The sequence below is a fragment of the Halobacteriovorax sp. RZ-2 genome (assembly GCF_043196685.1).
Taxonomy (GTDB): Bacteria; Bdellovibrionota; Bacteriovoracia; order Bacteriovoracales; family Bacteriovoracaceae; genus Halobacteriovorax_A.
In genome coordinates this window covers 195977-219739 of the sequence record NZ_JBEBMR010000002.1, presented here as the reverse complement: position 1 = coordinate 219739, position 23763 = coordinate 195977, and the positions used below count along the sequence as shown (strand labels likewise).

General features: G+C 35.9%; 24 protein-coding genes. 4 read left to right on the top strand and 20 right to left on the bottom strand.

The window, feature by feature from the left end; all coding sequences use genetic code 11:
- The first annotated feature begins 4 nt into the window (after nt 1-4).
- Nucleotides 5-811 (top strand): nucleoside triphosphate pyrophosphohydrolase, encoded by an 807-nt coding sequence (gene mazG / locus ABMA78_RS07080; RefSeq protein WP_392858422.1) that lies wholly within the window; start codon nt 5-7, stop codon nt 809-811.
- A gap of 2 nt (nt 812-813) precedes the next feature.
- Nucleotides 814-1464 carry a dephospho-CoA kinase gene (coaE, locus tag ABMA78_RS07075; protein ID WP_392858420.1) on the top strand — a complete coding sequence of 217 codons (651 nt, stop codon included), beginning with the start codon at nt 814-816 and terminating at the stop codon, nt 1462-1464.
- A gap of 31 nt (nt 1465-1495) precedes the next feature.
- On the opposite strand, the gene ABMA78_RS07070 is transcribed toward coaE, so the two are convergent.
- The 17 genes from ABMA78_RS07070 to ABMA78_RS06990 form a co-directional block, all read right to left on the bottom strand.
- Nucleotides 1496-3796 (bottom strand): hypothetical protein, encoded by a 2301-nt coding sequence (locus ABMA78_RS07070; RefSeq protein ID WP_392858417.1) that lies wholly within the window; start codon nt 3794-3796, stop codon nt 1496-1498.
- Between the two features lie 208 nt (nt 3797-4004).
- Entirely contained in the window at nt 4005-4790 is a 786-nt protein-coding gene (locus ABMA78_RS07065) for a FliA/WhiG family RNA polymerase sigma factor (protein ID WP_392858414.1), read from the bottom strand.
- Between the two features lie 16 nt (nt 4791-4806).
- Entirely contained in the window at nt 4807-5703 is an 897-nt protein-coding gene (locus tag ABMA78_RS07060; RefSeq protein WP_392858412.1) for a MinD/ParA family protein, read from the bottom strand.
- A gap of 48 nt (nt 5704-5751) precedes the next feature.
- On the bottom strand, nt 5752-7215 hold the full coding sequence (locus tag ABMA78_RS07055) for a hypothetical protein (RefSeq protein WP_392858410.1): 1464 nt from the start codon (nt 7213-7215) through the stop codon (nt 5752-5754).
- Nucleotides 7216-7222: 7 nt separating this feature from the next.
- Nucleotides 7223-9298 (bottom strand): flagellar biosynthesis protein FlhA, encoded by a 2076-nt coding sequence (gene flhA, locus ABMA78_RS07050; protein WP_392858408.1) that lies wholly within the window; start codon nt 9296-9298, stop codon nt 7223-7225.
- Nucleotides 9299-9318: 20 nt separating this feature from the next.
- Complete coding sequence (flhB, locus tag ABMA78_RS07045) at nt 9319-10395, bottom strand: flagellar biosynthesis protein FlhB (protein ID WP_392858406.1); 1077 nt, start codon at nt 10393-10395, stop codon at nt 9319-9321.
- Nucleotides 10396-10405: 10 nt separating this feature from the next.
- A complete protein-coding gene (locus ABMA78_RS07040) occupies nt 10406-11182 on the bottom strand; it encodes a flagellar biosynthetic protein FliR (protein WP_392858404.1) in 777 nt (258 codons plus the stop codon).
- 10 nt (nt 11183-11192) lie between these two features.
- Complete coding sequence (gene fliQ / locus ABMA78_RS07035) at nt 11193-11462, bottom strand: flagellar biosynthesis protein FliQ (protein ID WP_021267947.1); 270 nt, start codon at nt 11460-11462, stop codon at nt 11193-11195.
- Between the two features lie 8 nt (nt 11463-11470).
- Nucleotides 11471-12220, bottom strand: a complete 750-nt coding sequence (fliP, locus tag ABMA78_RS07030; protein ID WP_392858401.1) for a flagellar type III secretion system pore protein FliP — start codon at nt 12218-12220, stop codon at nt 11471-11473.
- A gap of 31 nt (nt 12221-12251) precedes the next feature.
- Nucleotides 12252-13421, bottom strand: coding sequence for a flagellar biosynthetic protein FliO (locus ABMA78_RS07025; protein ID WP_392858398.1), 1170 nt, complete (start codon nt 13419-13421; stop codon nt 12252-12254).
- Between the two features lie 22 nt (nt 13422-13443).
- Nucleotides 13444-13824: a flagellar motor switch protein FliN gene (gene fliN / locus ABMA78_RS07020; RefSeq protein ID WP_021268549.1), complete on the bottom strand. Its 381-nt coding sequence runs from the start codon at nt 13822-13824 to the stop codon at nt 13444-13446.
- Nucleotides 13825-13839: 15 nt separating this feature from the next.
- A complete protein-coding gene (fliM, locus tag ABMA78_RS07015; RefSeq protein WP_021267929.1) occupies nt 13840-14862 on the bottom strand; it encodes a flagellar motor switch protein FliM in 1023 nt (340 codons plus the stop codon).
- Between the two features lie 67 nt (nt 14863-14929).
- Entirely contained in the window at nt 14930-15463 is a 534-nt protein-coding gene (gene fliL / locus ABMA78_RS07010) for a flagellar basal body-associated protein FliL (RefSeq protein ID WP_392858394.1), read from the bottom strand.
- A gap of 291 nt (nt 15464-15754) precedes the next feature.
- Complete coding sequence (locus ABMA78_RS07005) at nt 15755-16033, bottom strand: HU family DNA-binding protein (protein WP_021268333.1); 279 nt, start codon at nt 16031-16033, stop codon at nt 15755-15757.
- Between the two features lie 119 nt (nt 16034-16152).
- The gene (locus ABMA78_RS07000; protein WP_392858390.1) at nt 16153-16590 is read right to left on the bottom strand and encodes a hypothetical protein; all 438 of its coding nucleotides are present in this window, start codon (nt 16588-16590) and stop codon (nt 16153-16155) included.
- Nucleotides 16591-16681: 91 nt separating this feature from the next.
- Nucleotides 16682-17473: a DsbA family protein gene (locus ABMA78_RS06995; protein ID WP_392858389.1), complete on the bottom strand. Its 792-nt coding sequence runs from the start codon at nt 17471-17473 to the stop codon at nt 16682-16684.
- 76 nt (nt 17474-17549) lie between these two features.
- Nucleotides 17550-18521 (bottom strand): hypothetical protein, encoded by a 972-nt coding sequence (locus ABMA78_RS06990; protein ID WP_392858387.1) that lies wholly within the window; start codon nt 18519-18521, stop codon nt 17550-17552.
- Nucleotides 18522-18640: 119 nt separating this feature from the next.
- Between ABMA78_RS06990 and ABMA78_RS06985 the strand changes: the two genes are divergently transcribed.
- On the top strand, nt 18641-19354 hold the full coding sequence (locus ABMA78_RS06985; protein ID WP_392858386.1) for a hypothetical protein: 714 nt from the start codon (nt 18641-18643) through the stop codon (nt 19352-19354).
- Nucleotides 19355-19365: 11 nt separating this feature from the next.
- On the opposite strand, the gene ABMA78_RS06980 is transcribed toward ABMA78_RS06985, so the two are convergent.
- Both ABMA78_RS06980 and ABMA78_RS06975 read right to left on the bottom strand, forming a co-directional pair.
- The gene (locus tag ABMA78_RS06980) at nt 19366-20517 is read right to left on the bottom strand and encodes a SpoIID/LytB domain-containing protein (protein ID WP_392858384.1); all 1152 of its coding nucleotides are present in this window, start codon (nt 20515-20517) and stop codon (nt 19366-19368) included.
- 78 nt (nt 20518-20595) lie between these two features.
- The gene (locus ABMA78_RS06975) at nt 20596-21471 is read right to left on the bottom strand and encodes a hypothetical protein (RefSeq protein WP_392858382.1); all 876 of its coding nucleotides are present in this window, start codon (nt 21469-21471) and stop codon (nt 20596-20598) included.
- 163 nt (nt 21472-21634) lie between these two features.
- Between ABMA78_RS06975 and ABMA78_RS06970 the strand changes: the two genes are divergently transcribed.
- Nucleotides 21635-21847 (top strand): hypothetical protein, encoded by a 213-nt coding sequence (locus tag ABMA78_RS06970; protein WP_021267851.1) that lies wholly within the window; start codon nt 21635-21637, stop codon nt 21845-21847.
- Nucleotides 21848-21851: 4 nt separating this feature from the next.
- On the opposite strand, the gene uvrC is transcribed toward ABMA78_RS06970, so the two are convergent.
- Complete coding sequence (gene uvrC / locus ABMA78_RS06965; protein ID WP_392858379.1) at nt 21852-23732, bottom strand: excinuclease ABC subunit UvrC; 1881 nt, start codon at nt 23730-23732, stop codon at nt 21852-21854.
- Nucleotides 23733-23763 lie beyond the last annotated feature (31 nt).

Below are 23763 nucleotides of genomic sequence, written 5' to 3'. Positions count from 1 at the left end.
AGTTATGTCACTAAGCGAAATGGAAAGATTAAGAGAAGTTGTTGCAAAGTTAAGAGACCCTAAAGATGGTTGTCCATGGGATCTCGAACAAACTCACAAGTCCCTTTTAAAATATTTAATGGAAGAGTCTTATGAGTTCATGCATGCAGTTGAAGATGGTAACTACAAAAAAATGGAAGACGAATTAGGTGATGTTCTTCTCCAGGTAGTCCTTCACTCTCAATTAGCAAGCGAAGAGTCTAAGTTTGATCTTAACTCTGTTGCCAAGACAATCGCTGATAAAATGGTAAGACGCCATCCACATGTCTTTACAGACAATAAGGCCAAGGATGTTGCAGAAATTAAGCAACGCTGGGAAGAAATTAAGAAGGCCGAAAAAGCAAACGAAGAAAGCCTTAAGAAATATGAAATTTGTAATGAACTCCTCTCTTTTCCGGCCCTTACAAGTGCTGCAAAAATTGGAAAGAAAACGAATAAAATAAACTTTGACTGGGAAGATTACACGCAAGTAATGTATAAAGTCGAAGAGGAGTGGCAGGAGCTAAAAGAAGAACTCACTCCTGGGCGCGAGCTCAATAAAGAAAGAGTCCAAGAAGAAATGGGAGATCTTTTATTTTCAGTTGCACAACTTGCAAGACATCTCGATCTTGATCCAGAAATCACATTGCGAGAAGCAAACTTAAAATTTAAAAGACGCTTTAATCAGCTTGAAGACATTGCCAGAGAAGAAGGCATTGTTATTCGTGAAAGCTCTCAGGACGAACTTGAAACTCTCTGGTCTCGCGTTAAAGAAATCGAAAAAAGTAACTAGTTATGAAAGCATCACCTATTAAGCTAAAAAAAGAATTTATCACTCTAAAAAAAGATAAGCGTCTTTATCAAATGCCTTGTCCTGTTGTTGGACTAACTGGTGGCATTGCAACAGGAAAGTCGACGGTATCTAAGGTATTACGTGATAAAGGCTTCCCTATCATCGATGCAGATGCTCTTGTAAAAGAAGTATATAAAACACAAGAGTCTCTTGAGCACTTACAAAATTATTACCCAAGAGTTATCGAAGAAGATGGCACAATCAACTTTAAATTACTACGCGAATACTTTTTCCAAGACATTCAAATTCAAAATGATATTGAAAGCTTAATCTACCGTCAGCTACCGGAAGCTTTCTTAAAAGCTTTTAAAGACCTTGGTTCTCCAAAAGTTGTGATCTACGATGTTCCTCTTTTATTTGAAAAGAATCTCGACTCTTTTATCGATCACAAGGCCGTTGTTTACTGCCCACGTGCAAAGCAAGTTGAGCGCCTTATGGCCCGTGACGGAATTGAAAAAGACCTGGCCTGTAAAATTCTAGCAAAGCAAATTGATATCGAAGAAAAAGCAAAGCTTGCTGATACTGTTATCGATAATTCAGGTCAACCTGAAGATTTGAATTTAAATATGTTTCTTGATCATTTTGATTTATAGAAATAAAAAAGGCTCCTTACGGAGCCTTTTTTCATAGTATTGGATTACTGTCAGCGACAGTGTGTTCGATTTCACCATTTTGACTACGAAGGTTTTGGAAACTGCCATATAGTCCTCGAAGAGATGAGATAAGCTGCTCATCTTCTTCCTGAGCAAAACGTGATAGATGCTGAGTTTGTGTAGCAACATCATTAATCTCATTTCTAATTGCTTTGAAAGTATCTTTAATAGCACCAACATCAGGTACTTCTTTACTATCCATAATGATTTGAACTTTAGAAAGCCCAACATCTAGCTGTGTTGAAACTTTTGAAAAACTTCCCAGTGTCGAGTTAAATTCTTTAAGTTCACCAGCAAACTTCCCTACCGTTGCGTCACTTGCAACTCCACGTTGGATTTGATCGATGATTTGAGAACTTCTTGCTCTAAATAATTCAACCTGTGACTTTAGCGATTTAAATTGATCACGAGATCTTACAAGTCCTGCGTAAGCGGCCTTATTCTCATTAATAATTTCGACAATCTCACCTGAGCGAGTCGCTAATTCAATTTCTTCATCAAATAAACGATTTGTCATTTCGATCATATAACGATTCATTTCTTCAAACTTAGCTCTCATCTCGACAACTGATACAATTTTATCTTTTGCTACTTTGAATTTATTAATGGCATCTTTTTGTAAATCTTTTTGACCTTCAAAAATAATTCTAACGTCATCAATAATCTTGTATTGTTCAAATAAGTTATTTTCCAGAAGTTCAATTTCTTTTAAGAATGAAGCTTTCTGCATTAAGAAGTGATCATTAACCTTTGTGAATTTTTCATAGACATTATCAATTCCTGCTGCAGAAAAATCTTGTTGCAGCTTTTCTCTAAACTCACCATTGAATTTATCCTCAATTAGAGCATCTAGAGATTTACATACAGGAGAAACAACTGACTTCATTTGATTAGAAAGTGTCTCTTCTAAGCTTCTTAATGGATAGAAAATAACCATAATACGTTTTTGATCTGCGTACTCTACTGGAGAAACATACATTTCAAATGGTGCTGCCTCGCTAGAGTTTTCTGTTTTAACTTGAATCTGATAAATCCCTGCTACACCGTCTCTTACAGCACTTATTACTGGATCGTTTTCACCGAGGTTTGTAAAAGTACTTAAGTAATCCCAAGTAATACTCATATCTTTTTTAGCACTATCGATACTCCAGTGCTCATAGAATAAAGAGTTTGCCCAAACAGCATTAAGATTTGAATCAAGAAGTAGTGATGAGAAAGGCATTGCATCTTGAAAGATCGAACCAAAACTCATTCTCTTGTGAATATAGCCACGATATTTTTCAATCTCTTCTTTAAACGGATGTGACCAATCTCCTTTAAGAGATGCTTTTACTGGTATTACTCCATCCTTAATAAGATCAAGTGAAGTTGCTTCAAGCATTTTCTTTGCTCTTTTTTCAGAATAAGCAAACATAAAAAGTCCACCAGCAAAGATTGTTATTAAAATCCCAATAATTGCGATAAGTCCATAAAGAGTCGTTTGAGAAGTTTGGTTTAATTCAATTTTTTGATAAGTAAGCTTTGGCCCAAACTTCTCACTCCATGCAAGATAGCTCTTATTTGTCGTCTTCCAAATACTATCAAAGTCACGAAGTGTATTAAGAGACTTTTCTAAAAGATTTAATTCAGTTCTTAAAGTTCCAAGACGAACAACAATAAGATTCTTATCTTCATCAGAAAGAACTGATCGCATTGTTACTTTTTCCATATAGTCTACATCACCTGCTATCGATGCATGTAGGCGTTTTAAATTCCCGTAACTATAAAAATTAGAACTCTTAGTTGTACCAACTGAAATTTTAGTTTTAATTTTATTAGAAATTCTAGTTAGTGTTCTCCACTGATTATGAACAACAAAGTTTTGGAAACCAATCATCTTCGTTCTAAGAACATTAATAAGTGTTGATTTGTTTGCAGAAGTTGTAATGTCATCTAACTTCTTTCTAAGCTCAGAAAAGTTATTATCTAGAGCTTCATATTCTGTAATGCTTACGATTTCATTTAGTTCTTTGATTGAAGTTTCAAATCTTTCAAATTCAGATGTCGCCTCTTTTGTACGATCAACTCTTACCAACTCTTTAATATCTTCAAGAGTATTGGAATTCTTCACCTCTTCAAATTTAGAAGTTGATTCGTAGACCATTGTCATGCGATCAAAATTAGCAGGGCCATTCTTCCAAAAGGACCAAACACCGAAGGAAATAAGTGCTGTCGTTAGAATAAGAGAAACAGAGAAATAGATAAACAACGGCTTACTGAAACGAAGCTTCATTATAGGTCTCCTAAATGTCGGAATGGGAAAATCACTTCCATATGTTAACGGTCCTTCACATCCTGTGAACGTAAGAAATTTCTACATCTATTATGCAATTTTTTAATTGAATTTTAAAGGCTTAATTAATTTATTTTATAGGCAAACAAAGGCCCTTTATTTGAAAGGGCCTGAGTAAAAAAGTATGTTTTTAAATATTGAATTGTAATTAGCTAACTAGTTCTTCATAACCTTCGAACATAGTTTGTAACTTAGCTTTAAGCTTCATTACTGCTTGAGTGTGTAATTGAGAAACACGAGATTCAGTTACATCTAGTACCTGACCAATTTCCTTAAGGTTTAGATCTTCGTAGTAGTAAAGAGAAAGAACAAGTCTTTGCTTTTCTGGAAGTTGCTCAATTCCCTCTTTAATTTTGTCTCTGAAGTTTTTATTTGAAACAGCAGTGAATGGATTCATTGCTTTACTGTCTTCATTTAGTCCGGCCATTGCACGCTTATCATTGCGATTAAATGTCGCTGAGTCATCGATATTTAGAATAGAAACAGACTTCGCCTTATTTAGCATTGTGTGAAATTCTTCTTTAGAGCACTCTAGCTCTTTACACATTTCATCATCAGTTGCAGGACGGCCTAGTTCAGATTCTAGCTTAGAATATGCACGGTCAATTAACTTTGCCTTCTCTCTTACAGAACGAGGTACCCAGTCTTGTGAACGTAGTTCATCTAGGATAGCTCCTCTAATTCTAAATTCGGCATATGTTTTAAACTTATTATCACGTGAAGGATCAAATTTCTCGATTGCATCCATTAGCCCAATAACACCACATGAGATTAGATCATCTAATTCAATATTTGATGGTAGGCGTGAAGCAATTTTTTGCGCAATATACTTAATTAGTGGAGCGTATTCCACTACGATCTCATCTTTTACTTTTGGATCTACAGTTGATCTATAGTCTTTTAAATTCTTTAATTTTTTGGCCAACGATGACATCTCTCTCACTCCTTGATTAAGCTAGTTGCTGTGGGTTACTACCAGCATGACTGAATCCTCTCAGCAATGCAGGCGCGACTCGACTAGTACTGTCCTCGTCGGTAAATTTATTAATGATGTTAGTGTAATATTTCGAAAGGGAATTCTTTTCCGTTTTCAAAAGAGCGTGATCAAATTTGTCAGATGGAATCTCTAAATTCTTCACACCACCTAATACACTAAGATTAGCTTGCATAAAGCTAGCAACAGTATCCACTAGAGACTTAACAACTTTTCTATACTGTTGATTTGAATCAACTCTATTTACAATGAGGTGATTATTTTTAATTTGATATTTTTGATTTAGAATTTTAATTAAGGCATATGTATCTGTGATTGAAGAACGGTCAGGATTAACAACCATAAAACGATAATCAGCATAGGCCTGTAGATTTATCGTCTCTTTATTTACTCCTGCAGGGCAATCAAGAATAACATGATCATATTCACTTCTATGGGCCGCGATAATATCAATAATAAATTTATCGTGCTCAAAGCTAGTATCAAATAAATCACTATTACCATTACAACCACTTAGAAGGTGGATATTTCCAAGCTTGTATAGACATTCATCAAATGACTTTTCTAAAGATAGTAGTGAATAGAAGTTATCGTTTAGAGGTAGTCCTAATTTAACGGCCGTATTTGAAAGATTATAATCACAATCGATTAAAAGAACTTTCTTGCCTTTAGCACTTAGCTCGTTGGCAATCATTAAAGCAGTAGTAGTCTTCCCTACACCACCTTTACCTGATCCAACTGCAATAATTTCACATTCTTCATTGAGGTAATTAAGAGGGGTTTTAACATTCAATTCGCAGTCATCATCACTACGGTGTGACAACAACCATGTTGAAAGATCGTTTCTGGACATCCTGTCTCCTAAACAAAACTTAAAAATTTAATCTAATAACAAAAAAAGCTACAGCTTAAAAATACCGGCCAAAATCCTTTCGGCGGTTGCAGCTTCTAGGTCATCAGGAACAATCTCACCCGTTCCAAAAAATTTGTAAGGTAACGAATTAAAGTCAATTGCAAGATTAAAGAGTGACCCATAATTCAAGCACTGATCTAAGTGTGTTACCACTAAACCATTTGCAATATTTGCATAACGATTTAGTACTTTTCTATTATACAACTCTGTATTGATTCCCGATAGACAGATTAAAACTTCCACATTTTCAAAACTACGTCTTAATCCATCAACGAACTTCTTGATTTCATTGATTTCTTGATTTGTTGCCTTGTAGTCGATAAAAACATTTTTCTTTGTTTCTATTGATTTTCTTGTTTGTGCAACGATTTCAGAAATTGATTCACAGATATTTGATTCAACATTAAAGAACTTCTCAGAAAAAGAAGTATTATCTTTAAAGCCTGTGTTGGCCTTATTTCTGATAATTACAGAATCCTGCTTAAGAGCAGAAAGCTTAGTTAGCATTGAGCTCTGTCCACATGAAGCATCAGAAATAAGTACTGTAACAGTTTTAGACTCTTCATTATCAACAGAAGAGAAAATTGGCATTGCCGTTCTTACTTCCCCCATCATTTCTTTTAGAGCAAATTCAAAAACTGTATCTGGGTTTTCTTTTTCTTCATCAGATAATTCAAAATTTGCTTTGCGTACAACCTTTTGAATATATCTTTCTTCGATGTCTAAGCTTCTAAAGATTGTCACCATCTCTTTAACACCAAGGGCCTGAGGCTTAGTCATCCCCTGTACACTTTGTGTTAATTCAAAGATCTTCTTTTCAAGCTCGTCAATCTTATTTCTTTGAGTTTCCATTAACTCATTTACTTCTTCGTTATTTGCACGATTTTCGTGTAGAGGTTGAGATTGAACTGGTCTCGACTGTTGAACCTGTGGTCTTTCAACAATTACTTCTTCCTGAATTTCATCTTCAAGAGAGAAGTCTCCATTTAAAAAGTCATTAAAGTGTTCAGACTCAGCATTTGCAGCGGCTTTCTTTACTTCTTCACGATCAATTGAATTTAGGAAATCATCAAGTCCAGAGTTAGCTTGAGAAGAGCTTTCTTCAACGGCACTCACCTTTCGATTAAGGCCTAAACTTCCGTATCCATTTAGTGAGTTAGTTTGTGATTGTCCATTAGTGTTTTGATCGTGTGAATTTATCATATTTGCAATATAAGATGAGTTGTTTTTATAAAATGAATCTTTTTGTTCTGGATTTAGAACGTTATCTACCTTGGCCTTTTTAGTGTAGTTTTTTTCAGAAATAGCAGCAGTAATCTCAATTTTCTTCTTTTTGAAAGCGCCTTTAATTCCCTTATTAGTCTGTGTCTTAAGAATAATTGCGTCAGGTCCTAGTTCGGCCTTAATATTCGCTAATGCCTCATCTAAAGAATCTGCTTCAAATTTTCTCACGTACATCCTATAACCTCACCGTTCCAAGTGACCTAATATTCACATCCGGACTTAATTCATTATGACTTACTACAATCAAGTTTGGTATGAATTTTTCTGTCAATTTCTTAAAGTGACCGCGAATAACTGGTGAGCAAAGAACAATCATCTTTTCTCCCATGTTTGTGGCCTCCTCTATTTTCTCATTTAAACTGGCCAAAATCGATTGGGTAATTCTTGGGTCTAAAGAAACTTGTTGACCATTTTCTGTTTGTATGAGATTGCCAGCAACCTGTTCTTCTATTTTACGATCTAACGTAAATATCGGCAAATCACCATTGGCAGACTTTATAGACTCAGTGATAGTGCGGTATAGCGATTGTCTGACGTTTTCTGTCAGAAGATCTGTATCCTTGATTCTTGTTCCGTGTTCAGAAAGAGACTCTAAGATCGTACGAAGGTCTCTGATGGAAACATTTTCCCTTAAAAGATTCTGTAAGACCTTTAAAACTGCCCCAAGAGGAAGGATTTCAGGAACAAGATCCGCAACAATTTTTGGATAGTGTTCTTTGAAATTATCCATAACTCGAACAAGCTCTTGGCGGCCAAATAACTCATGTAAGTTAGTTCTTAGGATCTCAGTTAAGTGAGTGGCCAGAACAGTTGACAAGTCTACTACAGTATAACCATTAAATCCGGCATCATCTTTCTGATCTTCAGTGATCCAGACAGCAGGTAGACCAAATACTGGTTCAATTGTTTCAATACCATCAATTTGTTCAATAACACTTCCTGGATCCATTGCTAGGTAGTGATCTGGTACAAGTTCACCTTGAGCAACTTCCACACCTTTAATCTTTAGGGAGTAACCACCTGGAGCAAGCTCAAGATTGTCCTTAATTCGTACAGAAGGAATAATCACACCCCAATCTAGTGCAAATTGCTTTCTCATATAAGTGATACGCTCAAGAAGGTCACCATTTTGAGATGAGTCCACTAGATTAACTAGTCCGTAACCAACTTCAAGTTCAACAAGTTCAAGATTAAGAAGATCTTCAAGTGATTCAGGAGTCGACTTCTTCTCTTCTTCAACAACTGACTCTGCAGCAAGTTGTGTAGCTTCAATTTCATTTTCCATTTTATTTGAAACATAAAGTAGCGCTAGGCCAACAGTGATAAATGGTAGTTTTGGTAGTCCTGGAATCATTGCAAAGATTAGAAGTACACATCCTGCAATTAGAACAGCTTTAGGGTGAAGTTTAAATTGTTTACTCATTTGAGCGCCAAGATTATCTTCACTTGTATTTCTTGTTGCAATAACACCGGCAGCAGTTGAAATAATTAGAGCTGGAATTTGAGAAACAAGTCCATCCCCTACTGTTAGAAGTGTATATGTTTCAGCAGCACTTCCAAAGCTCATTTTATACTGACCAACACCTACGATAATTCCACCGATGATATTAATGGCCGTAATTAAGATACCTGCAATGGCATCCCCTCGAACGAATTTCGAAGCACCATCCATTGACCCGTAAAAGTCTGCTTCTTCAGCAACTTCAGCACGTCTTCTCTTGGCCTCTTCATCGTTAATAAGGCCAGCATTTAAGTCAGCATCAATGGCCATCTGTTTACCAGGCATTGCATCGAGTGTAAATCTTGCACCGACTTCAGCTACCCTTCCAGCACCTTTTGTGATTACCATAAAGTTGATAATAACAAGGATGATGAAAACGATGATACCAACAACAAAGTTCCCTTCAACAACGAATTCACCGAAACTTCTAATGATCTCACCGGCAGCACTCGTTCCTTCACTTCCTGAACGAAGTAGAATGTTACGAGTTGAAGCAACGTTAAGAGAAAGTCTAAATAATGTTGTCACAAGAAGAACTGCAGGAAATGTTGAAAAATCCAGTGGTTTTTTAGTATAAACAGAAACTAAAAGAATGATAATTGCGAATGATAGTGTAATTGCTAAAAGTAAATCGAGTACCACTGGAGGTACTGGAATAATCATAACAGCAAGAACTGCTAGAATACCGATCGCGACTGCGAGGTCTGAATTCTCTGTTAATACTTTTAATCTTTTAAAGATATCATCCATGATATTTTCCTAAACTCTAATTAGCTAATAGCTTTTTGCTTCTTCTTAAGCTTATAAACAAACGCTAGAACTTCAGCGACTGCTTTATATAAAGTACGTGGGACTCCCTCCCCTACTTTAACTGATTTATATAGTGCTCTTGCTAAAGGAACATTTTCAACAATTGGAATATTATGTTCTTTAGCAATTTCTCTAATTCTTAGTGCCAGGTGATCTGCACCCTTCCCAACGATACCAGGAGCAATCATCGTCTCTTGATCATATTTAATAACGATAGAAATGTGAGTTGGGTTTGTCACAATAACATCTGCTGTTTGGATATCAGCAAGCATTCTCTTTTGTGCTTGTTCACGTTGAATTTGGCGAATTCTTTGTTTTACTTCAGGAGAACCATCTTGTTCTTTTGACTCTCGCTTTGCTTCTTCTTTTGTCATCATAAGTTTTTTCTTATGAGCATACTTTTGATAAGCAAAGTCTCCAGCAGCAACAACGACAAGTCCTGCAAGAATTGAAAAACCAAGTTTTACAAGAATATCTTTACCAATAACAAAAGCCTGAAAGAAGTCAACGTGTAGGAAACCTACAAATTGCGTAATATCATCCTTCATATATAAATAAACGATTCCAAGAACAATAATAAATTTGAAAACACCTTTAATTGCTTCAACAACAGCTTTCATTGAAAACAAATTCTTAGTCCCTTTAATCGGGTCAATTCTTTCTGGTTTAAACTCCAGAACTTCCGGTGCGTAGATAAATCCAATCTGAGCAATATTTGCAATAATTCCGGCACATAATGAGACAAGACATACAGGAGCTGCACAGACGAGAGCTGTTGTAGCAGTTTTGTTTGCAATTGTTTTAAGAGATTTTTCAGTAAATGCCGTTGCTGGATCAAGGTGCATAATCCATCTAATAAACTCTTCCATCTCTTGATAAATGAAAAGAAGAGAAAGAGCTAGAGTCATGATACAGGCGGCCAGCACTAACACACTTGTTAGTTCTTTTGAGGATGCAACCTCACCCTTTCTTCTCGATTCGTCAATTCGATGCTGGGAAGGGTCTTCCGTTTTTTCTTGATCTGTATCTTCGGCCACGACTTACCCCTTAAATGATAAAGTTAAACCACTCGCCAAGTCTTTCCGTATACATTCTAAATGCTACTTGAAAGAACTCATCGCTTGTTGCCGTAAATACTAGTAGACCTAAGCCAATATTAACGACAAAGCTAACCATAATGATATTCATCTGTGGAACAGTACGAGCAATAATTCCTAAAACCGTACTGATGAGCATATTTGTAAAAATTAATGGTGTTGCTAGCATAATTGCAGCAATAAAAATTGATTTGAATGCTTCGATATAGAAGATGTGTGATTTTGCAAATACACCAAAATCATAAATATGAATTGAATAAAAAGATTGAAAAATCCCTTTAAACATTGGTAGTAAAGCACCTGATGAAACAACCATAACGAGAACAGTCCATTGTATTAGCCTTTCGAAAGGACCTACTTGCTGACCCGAAGAAGGATCGAAGTAGCGAATGGCCGCAAATCCAATTTGCTGGGTAATGATACTACCTGCTGACAGGAAGATACCCATAATTGATTTTACCAAATATCCGATTATCAATCCAATAAGTGTGTAAATAATAGTGAGGGCCCAGAACTGATCCTTCCCCACATACATAATATCTTTGATAACTTCACCCTGAATATATGGGTAGAAGCAAAAGCTCATCACTAGCGTCGATAAGATCTTAACAATCATAGGGATTGGTAAGTTATCGTAAATAGGCAGTTGAAAATTAATCGCCAGCAGTCTGGTAAAAATTAACCAGAATGCAATGATTGGGACAATGTCAGTAATTTGAATTGTCATCTAACTTGGCCTACCTTCCAGTAACAAGACTTGGAATTGAAATAATTAGATCTTTCGTAAAAGTTGTTAACTGATCCGTCATCCACGGGGCAGTCAGTACAAGAGCTCCAACAATGACTAGGATCTTTGGAATAAATGAAAGTGTCTGCTCATTGATTTGAGTAACTGCTTGGAAAATTGAAACCAAGATACCCATAATAAGTGCACCTGCTAACATTGGTGCAGATATCATTAGTCCTATTGTAATTGCTTGTCTTGCGATGTCAGAAAAAAAGTCCATGATTACTCCTAATTAAACGAACGTAAAAGTGATCCAGTAACAAGTTGCCAACCGTCCACAAGAACAAATAGTAAAAGTTTAAATGGTAGTGAAATAACAACCGGAGGAAGCATCATCATCCCCATGGCCATTAGAACAGATGCCACAACCATATCTAAAATAAGAAATGGAATATAAAGTAAGAAACCAATTTGAAATGCAGTTTTTAGTTCCGAAATAATAAAGGCCGGAATTAAAAAGTGAATAGGTACATCATCAATTGATTGTGGTGCTTGACGATTTGTTACATCATAGAAAAGTCCGATATCGGCCTTACGAACCTGCTTATTCATAAACTTTCTAAGAGAGCCTTCAATACGATCAACTGCTAAAGTCGTCGTAATTTTCTTATCCATATATGGCTTAACTGCATTTGCATAAATCTCTTCTCCTGTAGGCTGCATAACAAAAACAGAAAGGAAAAGTGCGAAACCAATTAGAAGTTGATTTGGTGGCATACTTTGTGTACCAATTGCTTGTCTCATGAATGACAGAACAACGATGATTCTTGTAAAGCAAGTACAAAGAATTAAAACCGCCGGTGCAAGAGTTAGTACTGTAAAGAGAATAGTTAATTCGATCGTATCAACAAGATCAACTCCCTGTCCAAAATTAACAGAAAGACCTGGAAGCCCCAGGTTAGTTGATTGTTGAGCAAAGATCGTACTTAGCCATCCCCCAATACTAAATATTAATAATGCTCTTAAAAAATTCTTCATCCAACTTCCTATTGAATTAATTTTAATAAAATTATTGTAAAGACTTCATGTCTTTAACTTTCTTCTTAATTTGTGCTGTTAAGCTAACTTTCTCTTCTTGAGTCGCTTGTCCAGCAAGACTATTCAAAATGTCTTGTTGTGATGAAGCTGTCGAGTTACTTGCTTCTTTCATATTTTGAGCAACTTCTTTCAGCTTAAATTCTTTTGAACCAGAGTTTGCCGTATCTAAGTTTGTATCAAAATTAGATCCCGTTAATGCCTTCTCACCTTCTTTAAAAAAGTCTGTTGTATCTTGAATTTCAGTTAAGAAGTCCATTCCCTTTTCAGATTGCGCCATTAGGAAAACTTGCTTTTGAACTCTAACAACTAGTAGGCTTCTCTTAGGAGCAAGATAAGTTGTTGATAGAACCTCAACCATTTTTGCGTTTGAGAAAAGACCTAGACCACCCTTTTTCAACATTCCCTTTCTAAAGAAGTTCATTAGAAAAAAGATACCTGCTGCAAATAGAGCAAAGAATCCAATAAATTTAAAAATATAAGTCGACATCTGGAATCCACCTTTTTCAACACCTGAAGAAAGATTGCTTACAGTGTCTTCAATCTGCTCATTCTTTTCTTTGGCAAGAGCTAGTAAAGACTCACTTGTCTTTTCTAACTTTACATTATTCTTATTTTTATTATTTGTTACTTCTTCTTTATCTTTTAGTAGTTTTGCAAGATAGCTTTCGTCATAAGCTTCAGCATTCTTTTGCTTAACAGGAGCTTTCTTAGCAGGAGCTGCTTTTGTTACTGCAACTTGTTTCTTATTTGCAGTGATTGGAAAATACATTTTAATTTCATTATCACTAACTTCTAAACTTACTTTATCTTCGTTACCCTTAATGTCGTACGGGAGAATTGCACGAACGCGAGCGACATCCTTTGTAAATTGATATGCTAGAAGTTTCGTATCAAACTTTTCATTAACAGATACTTGCTTTTCAATCTTTGGCCATACGATTGTATCTTTTAATGCTACTTGAATAATATCATCTTTAATTGTTAACTCAGGAGTTGTCTCAAACTTCCCCTTAAGCCCAACTGTAACAATACCTGTTGAACCATTTTTAGTTAACTTAACCTTCCCTACTTCAACTCTAGCAAATGCATTCGTTGTCATAAGTGAAAGTGCTAAAAATAATAATTTAAGTTGTCTGGCCATGATTAGTTCCTACGTTTATCTACTACTTTAGATTTTCAATTCTCTCGATTGGCGAAATAATATCAGTTAAACGAATACCAAATTTTTCGTTTACAACGACAACTTCACCTTTTGCTACTAACTTTCCATTCACTAGAATCTCTAGAGGCTCACCTGCTAGTTTATCAAGCTCTAGTACCGAACCTTGTCCTAGTTGTAGAAGATCTTTAATGATTACTTCTGTTCTACCTAGCTCTACTGTTACTTTCAGTGGAATATCTAAGATAAAGTCTAGGTTTTGAACCTTAAGCTTATTAATGGCATCATCACCTGCTCTGATTTCATCAGCAAGTTTTTCAACTTCCATTGTGTTGAAGTTCTCTAGCCCTTGTGTTTGGTTATTTAGTTCTGTTTGATCACTCATATATATCTCCCTTAATTATTCGACTTCAATATCCATAGAAACTTTAGGTGTCTTATCAACGTGAGTTACCTGCACCGCTCGGTTTCCTTTGTATGTTCCAATAAGACACTTCAACTTTTCTACACCTTGAATTGCTCCCTTAACCTCGCTTGATGCTTCTTGGTTAAGAGGAATAATATCTCCAGTTTGAAGAGTTAAAAGGTCTCCTACAGTCATTTCAGCTTCACCAAGCTTTACAACGATCTCGGCCTTCGTATCCTTGATGTGCTCATTCATAGCACTAGTCCAGATACTATCTGCCATATCATTATCTGTTTGGTAATTTGATGAAAGCTTTTGCTTAATCGGCTCAATCGTTGAGTAAGGAACAACGATCATAATCGTTCCAGAAGCTGATTCAAATTCAACTTCAAGAGTTGTTGCGATAATTACATCTGATGGAGGAACAACACCAACGAATTGTGGGTTAATTTCAGTTCTAACGTATTGAGCATCAATACGGTGAACCTGCGCCCATGCCTCTTCAAGGTCAGCAATGGCCATATCCATAACTTTTCTCATGAAAGAAAGTTCAATCGCTGTAAATTCTTTTCCTTCGATCTTTGTGAAAGGACGATCTGTACCACCAAAGTATGAATCGATAATTGCGTAAGCAAGCTTTGATTCAAATACTAATAGAGCAGGACCTCTTAGTTCATTAAACTTCATGATACACATACACGATGGAATCGGAAGTGTGTTTACAAACTCACCAAACTTTAAAAGGTCTGTCGAGATCATCGAGATCGTCGAGATCTTTCTTAGAGAGTTTGAAAGTGATACACGAAATGAACGAATGAATCTTTCGTAGATGATTTCAAGAATAGGCATTCGCCCACGAATGACTCGGTCTTGATTTGTTAAGTCATAGGGCTGAATATTCTCGTCTTCAGCTTCATCATCGAAATCCCCACCTTCACCTAGAAAATCATCTGCGTCACCATCGTTTACAGCGTTTAATAGAGCGTCGACTTCGTCTTGACTTAAAACCTGTGCCATCGTTCCCCTCCTAGGATTTGATGATCTTGGCATCCTGCCAAAAATTAAACTTAATACTTTATATTAACTAGTTGATCTGGAAACCAACGTAGTAAACATCTAAAACTTTTCCATCAACTAAGTATGAGTTGATAGCAGATTTGATCTCTTCTTTTAGGTATTCCTTACCTTGTACTTTAAGAAGATCATTTGGCCTCTTAGAGTTCAAGATACTAATGATTGAATCTCTAATCTGAGGCTTTCTTGCCTTATACTCTTCTTCCTTCGCATTTAGAGAAAGCTTAAGAACGGCATTTAATCTAATGTAGCGTTGAGGCCCATCACCTTGTGCTAGGTTGGCCGTGAAGCTATCAAGAGGAAATAGCTTTCCTTCTTCTTCCTGTGCTTCACCAGTTTGTACAACCTCTTTATCTTGAGATTGTTCGGCCATTTGTGCCTTAACAATATCTTCCACAGACGATTGCTGTGAGATCTTTAAATGTGTTTGGTACTGAAAGTAAGCGATTACACCCATTAATACGATATTCAGTAGTAGAGCTACTGTTAGTAGAGGGTTCTTTCCACTTCCTTGGTATGAATTGTCAGCACTTCCATCTGCCATAATCTATAAATCCTTTACTTCACACAGAAAAAAATTCCTTTAAAAACTGTGCCTCGTCAAAAATTATACATCTAGCGGCCATTTTCTACAAGATAGTAAAGTATGTTCCGGAAGATTCTGCCCATTAATTTTGAAATTTTAAGACTTTATGAGGAATGTAAAAAAGTGGTGGTGTCAAAATGTCGACGTTTTTTTGACGCTGAAGAGGATTGATAGGCAAAATATGCCTCTAAAAATAAGAAAGCCTCCGTAATGGAGGCTTCTTATTATGAAACTAATTTCAAACAAAAATTAGAACATTTCCTTCCAAGCTTTACCTGGCTTGAATTTTGGAAGTGTCTTAGCTTTGATTTTGATTTTTTCACCAGTTGCTGGGTTGATACCAGTTCTAGCTGCTCTTCTTACTTTTGTGAAAGTACCAAAACCGATTAGTGAAACATCGTCACCTTTCTTAACTGCTTTCTTGATTGTTTCAAGAGTAGTAGATACGAATGCATCTGCATCTTTCTTTGTTAGGTGGCTAAGTTCTTTGTTTTTTAAGATTGCTTCTACAAGTTCTTTTCTGTTCATTTTAACTCCAAATAGTTAGTTATTTAGTTGTTGTAGAAATAGGATGAAGTTTGAAACACGCTTTGACAAGGCTTTTTAGCGTTTTTTTTAACTTTTGAAGGTTTTTTTTATTTTCATGCTTATTTTAAGTTTTTTTCTTGCCAAACTACTATTTCTTCCTCTAGTGCGATTCTCACGGCTTTTAGCCACTCTCCTTCAAGTTCTTTATGATCTTCAAGGTCTTTAATTTCAACAAAAAGTTGAATAAAAACTGGACCTAGTTGATGATAGAAAGTTTCCATTGTTGGAATATTAATATCGACAGGAAGACGATGAGCAAGCTTATCCAAGCTTTTTTCAAGCTCTAAAATCTCTTGTGCTAAATCGAAAATAGAATTGATTTTTAACAAAGATGTTAAGTGATTAATGTAAGCAGTATTTAAAACATTTTGTTCTAATAAAGAATGTGGAATATCATCGTGAAGAAAATCTTCAATTGTATAATCAATTTGTCTTGCTGATTCACGAAAGAATTCTTTGTTAACTTTCACTTGATTCTGATCAAAGAAGTTCACCATTTTAACCTCCAATGATCATATTATAACACGGAAAAATAAAAAGGCCCACCAAGTGGCGGGCCTTCATATTTAAACTGAACTTGATCAGTGATTAGATATCAAGTTTACCTTTTTCTTTAAGAAGACCAAGGATCATCTCAAAGTGAGAAAGTGGGTAAGCACCTTTAACAGGTACACCATTGATTACGAAACCAGGAGTTCCTTGAATCTCAAACTTTCTTGCTTCAGCTTCGTCTTGTGCAATTCTTTTCTCAACTGCTTCAGACTTAACATCCTTAGCAAGTTTAGTCATATTAACACCTAGATCTTTTGCTGTTTTCTTTAGGTATTTTTCTTTTAAATTTCTTAGCTTTTGCTGACCTTCTTGTGTGAAAAGAATGTCGTGAAATTTAAATGCTTTCTCTTCAGATTGAAGTCTAACCGCTTCGTAATAAGCAGCTGCGATTCTAGCTTCTGAGTGGAAAGAAAGTGGTAGGTGTTTGTAAACAAATTGAACCTTACCTTTGTACTTTTCAAGCATTGGCTTAACAACATTATCAAACCCTCTTGTACAGTAAGGACACTGAAAGTCAGAGTATTCAACTAGAGTAATAATTGCACCTTTAGTACCTCTAACTGATTCATCTTCTCTGATTTGTGGTTTTAGAGGGTTTTCAATAAACTCGTGAAGTTTCTTGTTTTCCTCTTGTTCTCTTTTCTTCGCCATTGCTTCTTTTGCGTTTTGAGCTGCAACTTGAAGAGCTTCCATAACTTCAGCAGGGTTAGCTTTAATTGCTTCTGCTAAAATCGTTGGATCATCTTTTAATGCTTTTTTGATTTCATCTTTACCTACACAACTCGTAAGTAAAACTAATGACATTACAATGCCTAATGCTTTTTTCATTACTATCCCTTTTGTTATTATGAACAAATTTCACATCAAATTATTATTATGATTTTACTTGAACAAAGTTAAATACTCAATCATCTTTTACTGAGTACTCTTTTTCCATATAGTCCAAATACTTGTTGATGGCACGCGTCTGATGACGAACGTACTTGTAACCGATAAGGTGAACTCTTGATGTATATCGTCCACTAATAAAAGATCGCATCGTTGCAAAAATACCAAATGCTGGCGTCGCAACTTTGTTATAAAGATAGCCCATGAAGAAGCCATAAGAAATAATATTGATAATAATCGTAATCCCTACAATGTCATCCTGGATTAAGGCCATGTTACTAAAGTAATCTTTAGCAATTTTACCATTCGTAAAGACTTCGTTAACCACAGAGATTACAGCATCAAAAAGAGCGTAATTAATAATTAGAATGATCATTCCAGTTAGAATACAAGTGATGGCAACGTAGATACTTTTATGGACAAAAAACATCGTCTCGAATACCGGTTTATGTATCCTCTTGTATTTAGAAGGAACTTCAATTTGAGTTAATTTTCCACTCATGCGTAGAGTTGAAGTCGTTGTAAAGAACCAATCACTAAAACTAGATAATAATCTTAACTCAGATTTAAGTTCTCCATCGAAAGAATTTACTTTTTCTTCAGATCCTAAAAAGTCCAAACAGTACTGTGCAATCTCATCAAATGGCCTAAGCATTAATTGTGCAAGAACAATTCCCGCAACAAGTAAGAAAGCAATGGAAATAATCATCCAAGGTAGAACTTCTAATAAACCAATTTGGAGGTAGTCATAAATTAATGAATCAATAATATAATCAATATCCTTACGATAAGTCGTAATATAGATAATCGTTGATTTTAAAAGTATCCAGTTGAGGATGAATCCTACAACAATTGAGATAAAAGGAATGATCGCAAAGATGAGCCCCATCTTTAAACGAAACTTGGCCTGATCATCCTTTTTAAAATCTTTAAAGGAGCCAGTAATAATCTTAAACATTGATTCTTTTACTTGTTCATAAGCTGTCATAATTACTTACTATTTCGGTTAATTTGAAAAAATTCTTAATTAATTTTATCAATCTCTAAAGAAATCCTTAATTGTCACCGATACAGGAAATAGCGTGAAAACTAATATTTGAGGATATTATGAAAAAGTTTAAGTTATTAATGGTTGTGACAATTGCTTCAATGCTTGTAACAAGCTGTGGTCAAGATTCAAAAAGCAGCAGTGGTGGTTACTACTCTGGTTGGGGTAATGGCGGAAGTGGTTCCAATACAGGATCAACAGGAATGGACTCACAAGGGCAGGCCTTATTTGATAGTCTTGTCAATGCTCAAGCCTTTAGTTGTCAGTACGGCCGATATGACAGTAATAATTTAAATAACTATGGCCAGTCTTATCTTAGACTTGGACAAAGAAGAGGAACAATTGTTGCCAATATCCCAGCAGGCTACTCATATAATAATGATGTCGTTGCAGGTCCACTACAAGAAGGAATGCTACCTAATGAATCAAACCAACACCATGTTGGAGTAAATAGTTTTGGTGATATTCTTATCATTACTAAAGTGCTTAATGGTAGTAATCTAACTGGTTATAACGTTCGCCTTTCACTTTGCTCACGTTCATTTACAGATGGCCGTTATAGCTACCCAATTATTGGAGATGATCGTGGACTACAAGGTATTGCTCTACAACAATCTGGTGCAGTTCTAGGTTCGGGAACAAATTGTCCAGCAGCAACAGTTGATTCAGCTCACTTTCAAGTTGTTGCAGCTCCATACCAATATTCTCAACCGACTCAAGGAACACTTCAAGCAGTTGGTTTAAATATTAGTTTTTCAACACCTTGTCCTTAATGATTTAAGAACTAATAAAGTTTTAAGATATTTAATTTCGGAAAATAATGGGCCAGAATTTCACGATGGCCCCTTCCTTTTTGGGCAAGACCTAAAGAACCAACCTGGCATAGGCCAACTCCATGACCATTCCCCTTTCCAACAAAGTGAAGACCTGCTCCACCAACATCAACCATATAGAAATGGTTTGAAGGAAATTCGACACGGCCAAAGTAGCGACGAAATAAACTCTTTTTGATCTTGATTTTCTTTACACCATTTTGAACATAAAGATTTGTTTGATCTCTCTTATCTGGGTATAAGAATAACTTCTTTTTTAAACTTTGTTTCTCAATGAACTTCTTTCTCATTGCCCATTTAAGAAATTTTTTAAAACGAAGTTTTGTAATTTTTGAATCCCAGTTTTTCTTCTTCTGACAGTAGTCGCATTTCACAGTCGAGTAACCATGAACATCATTTTTCCAAACATCTGAAGGTACTAATGTCGTTCCTCCACAACTTGCATGAAAGAATGCTGGTACAAGATTTCCCTTTCCATTGGTAAGAACTAATCCTGCCGTATCTTTTGCGGCCTCAAGAGTGCTGGCCGTCACATCATTAAATGTTCCATTTACTTGATGTTTTTCAGAATTTTCTAAATCATAAAGTGTGTCATTCTTAAGCCCTGAAATCATCATGTGATGAAGAGCATAAGTACGAGCAGCTACGGCCTGTGCTTTAAGGGCCTCAATTGGCCAAGATGCATTCATCTCTTTTGCAAGTAAGGTTGCAATATAGTCATCAAGATCCATTTCGTTAACAACATCACAAGAGTTTCCATCAGCACTCGTCACAATATGCATTTGCCCCATAAATTGCTTACGGTCAAAACTAATAAGTCCAGTTTGCGATGTTAGGGATGCTAAGTATTGTGGTTTTACAGATTTTACTGATTGTAGATTTTGGCAATTAACTTTGATCTTCTTAAAGCCTTTAAAGCTCTTGCGACTTCTGGTCGCAACAACCTTACGAGTAAGATCAACGCCTTCAAGAAGAACGTTATCAAGATCTTTGGCAACCCTCACCTTTATCGTGTGTCCAGATCGTAAGTTTTGTAATGGGCTAATTCTCGCCAGAGAATTCCATGAAGAAAGTATAATGATAGAGATAAGTAAATTTCTCAACGAATATCGTCCTGATTTGTGCGGCATCCTTGCCCTGCAACTTCTCTAGTAAAATGATATATGATTTTACTAAGCTACTCAACTTGAGAGAAATTTTATCGCTTTTTGCATATCTGTCCATGCCGTTTTCTTCATGGACTCATTTACCTCTAGTAATTTAGGGTGAAATAGAGGCATGACATCGATTAACTGAGCATTCCCATCAACTTCTATTTGAATCGAGTGAAATTCTCCATGAACGTTTGCAAGACGAACACGTTTATCTAGACATAAATTTGTAGCAGCGGCACCAAGACTAATGAGAAGCCTAGGCTTAAAGTGGGCGCAACAAGTGAAAAGAAATTCACGAGCATCCTTTTTAATAAATGGAACACGAATAAAGCGGCCGCTTGAAATCTTCATGGCCTTAATCATACGCCCCATAATATCTTGATCAGATTCAATCATTGATAAAGGTAGGAAATCTGGAAGCTCCCCTTCTTCAATCTCATCGAGTCCAAAGAAGATAATATCCACTTCACCTTGGTAGTCTTTGTAACCAGGGATCGATTCAAGCTCCCAAGAACTACTATATTGTGAAAGGAATTTATTGATATCGTTATTAACTTTGATTGTACGAGAAGATTCAGCGCCACTAGAAGCTGCCGCAATATCAATCTTACGCTTTGGAGGTGCTATAGGAACCTCTATTTTAGGCGCTGAGACTGTTTGCTCGACACTTGCTACTTCTTTACTCGGTGCTTGTTCAATCGCCTTAGAAGTTTGTTGAGGAGCTTGTTGTGGAGCCTCTGTGACTTCTTGTGAAGCCTTACTAGAAGCAAGCTTGCGCTCTTTTAGCTTAGGATACCAAAGCGTATTTTCAAATAACTTGGCATAGTAATTCGGCTTCTCATCTCGTGAGAGTTTTAAAACGTTATTAAAATCTTTAGTTAATTTGGTTAAAAATTGCGCCATTACATTATTTCCTATGGGTAAAATATCCCTAAGTCATTAAAAAAAAAAGCATAAATTTCAGAACATTGTTAAGCCTCCGATAAATCAACTACATCCACTACTTGGGACACTCTGCACAATCTCAAATCCCCAGTGGTAATTAATATTTAAAGGAGTTGCTACAATGTCATTCGATCCAGATTTCCAATTTGAAAACTTTGAAGAGTTATTTGGTGATGCCGATCAAGTACATAAGGTTTTAAATGATTGTCCTGTATGTGGCTCTAAAATGGTTCACACACACCTATCGGATTATAAAAACTTGTACATACACGAGAATTCGAGATGTACTGATTGCGGGCACGGCAATCGTAAAAAAATCCACCACCTAAACTAGACAATTATTTCTGAGGGAATTCGGCCATAAGCTTGGTATGAATTCTCTCAGCAATGCCTTCCTTCACATCCAATTTATGACTAATTTCAATGACCGATAACTGCGAGAGCTCTTTTAGATTTAAGTCCATATTCTCGTGAATAGTTTTTAGAGTCTTCTCACCAATCCCTTCAATATCATCAAACCACGAAGTAAATATTCGATCCCTTTCTTTCTTGTGGTGAAGCTTTCTCGAAAACCTGTGTGCCTCATCCCTCATTTGCACAACAATTCTCATAAGAGATGGCGTCTTCTTTAAAATATAAGGATTAATGCGATTAGGAATGATAAGTCTTTCATCGGAGCTTGAGACCTCTTTATCTTTAAATGATTCCTGCTTGCTCGTTTTGATTTTTGCAATCCCCACAACTGGAATATCGAGTTCAAAATCCTCAAGAACTGCTAAGAAACTTGAGACTTGTCCCTTCCCACCATCAACGATAAAGACGTCAGGAAGTTTTCCCTTTTTAAGCCTGCGCGAAAGAACTTCTTTCATCATAGCAAAGTCATTATTTCCTTCAGGCCTTTCTTCTAAGTGATAATAGCGATACTGCGCCTTATCTGGCTTACCATCACGAAAAACAATCTGCGACGCCGTTGGAGACTTCCCCTGCCAAATGGCAACGTCAAAGCATTCGAGAATTTTTGGTGTCTCTTTTAAATTTAAAAGCTCTTTTAGTTTATTTAAACCAATCCAAGGGCCATCAAGATTCTTCACCCTAAAACGTTGATGCTCTCTAGCGTGATCAAGTGTTAACTCATAAAGAGTTTTCATCTTACCAATAGGCTTTTGCACTTCAACTTCTTGATCAAGAACTTCATTAAAGGCTTCACTAATCATTGAAAGATCCGCTTTCTTCTCATCTAGATAAATACGACTTGGAAGTTTCTCTTTTGTATTTGAATAGTATTGAAATAGGAATGTTTGAAAGAGTTCATGATTCTCACTCTCACTATCCCCTTTCCCAAAGTGATAATTCTTGTGACCCAGAAGGATCCCTGATCTCATCATATAGATTGAGATATCAACTTCCAACTCTCCAACATGATAAGCAACGATATCAAAATCTCTTTCTGTTGATAACTCGACATTTTGTTTTTCATAACTTTGAGAGAATGACTTTAACTCTTCAATGCTATCGCGAATTTCTGCAGCTCTTTCAAAGTACTCACTTTCAGCAGCAGCGAACATTTTCTCTTCTAATATTTTTAAAACATTTCTACTCTGACCTTCAAAGAAATTAATCACATAATTGAGATCCTTGAAATAATCTTTCTCAGAAATATAATCCACACAAGGGGCCGAACATTGCTTCATTTGATAAATAAGGCATGGGCGCTTTCTCTTTCGCATCTCCTCTACTGAACAGTCTCTTAAAGTAAATGACTTGGTTAAGATGCGAGAAATTTTTAAAATATTACTTCCCGTTGTAAAAGGCCCAAATAACTTAATTTTCTTTTTTCTCTTTGGCCTTCTTGTGTAAACAAGACGTGGGAATTTTTCATTCAAATCAATCTGAATATAGGGATAACTTTTATCGTCTTTTAGTTGAATATTATATTTGGGAATATGCTTTTTAATTAAGTTATTTTCTAAGATATATGCTTCGGCATCAGTCTTAGTCATAATAAAGTCAAAGTCTTGAATATGAGAGACAAGAATTTGAGTTTTAGGTGATTTCTCTGAACTATTGAAATAGCTGGAAACTCGACTACGAAGGTTTTTCGCCTTTCCAATATAAAGAATTTCTTCGATGCCGGCACGCTTACGCTTCATCAAATAGCATCCAGATTTTGTCGGTAAATGTTTCGCTTTTTCCAGCAGTGCTAAAGTATTTTTCTTCATTATAATTATCTACATATTACCTTTTATTCTC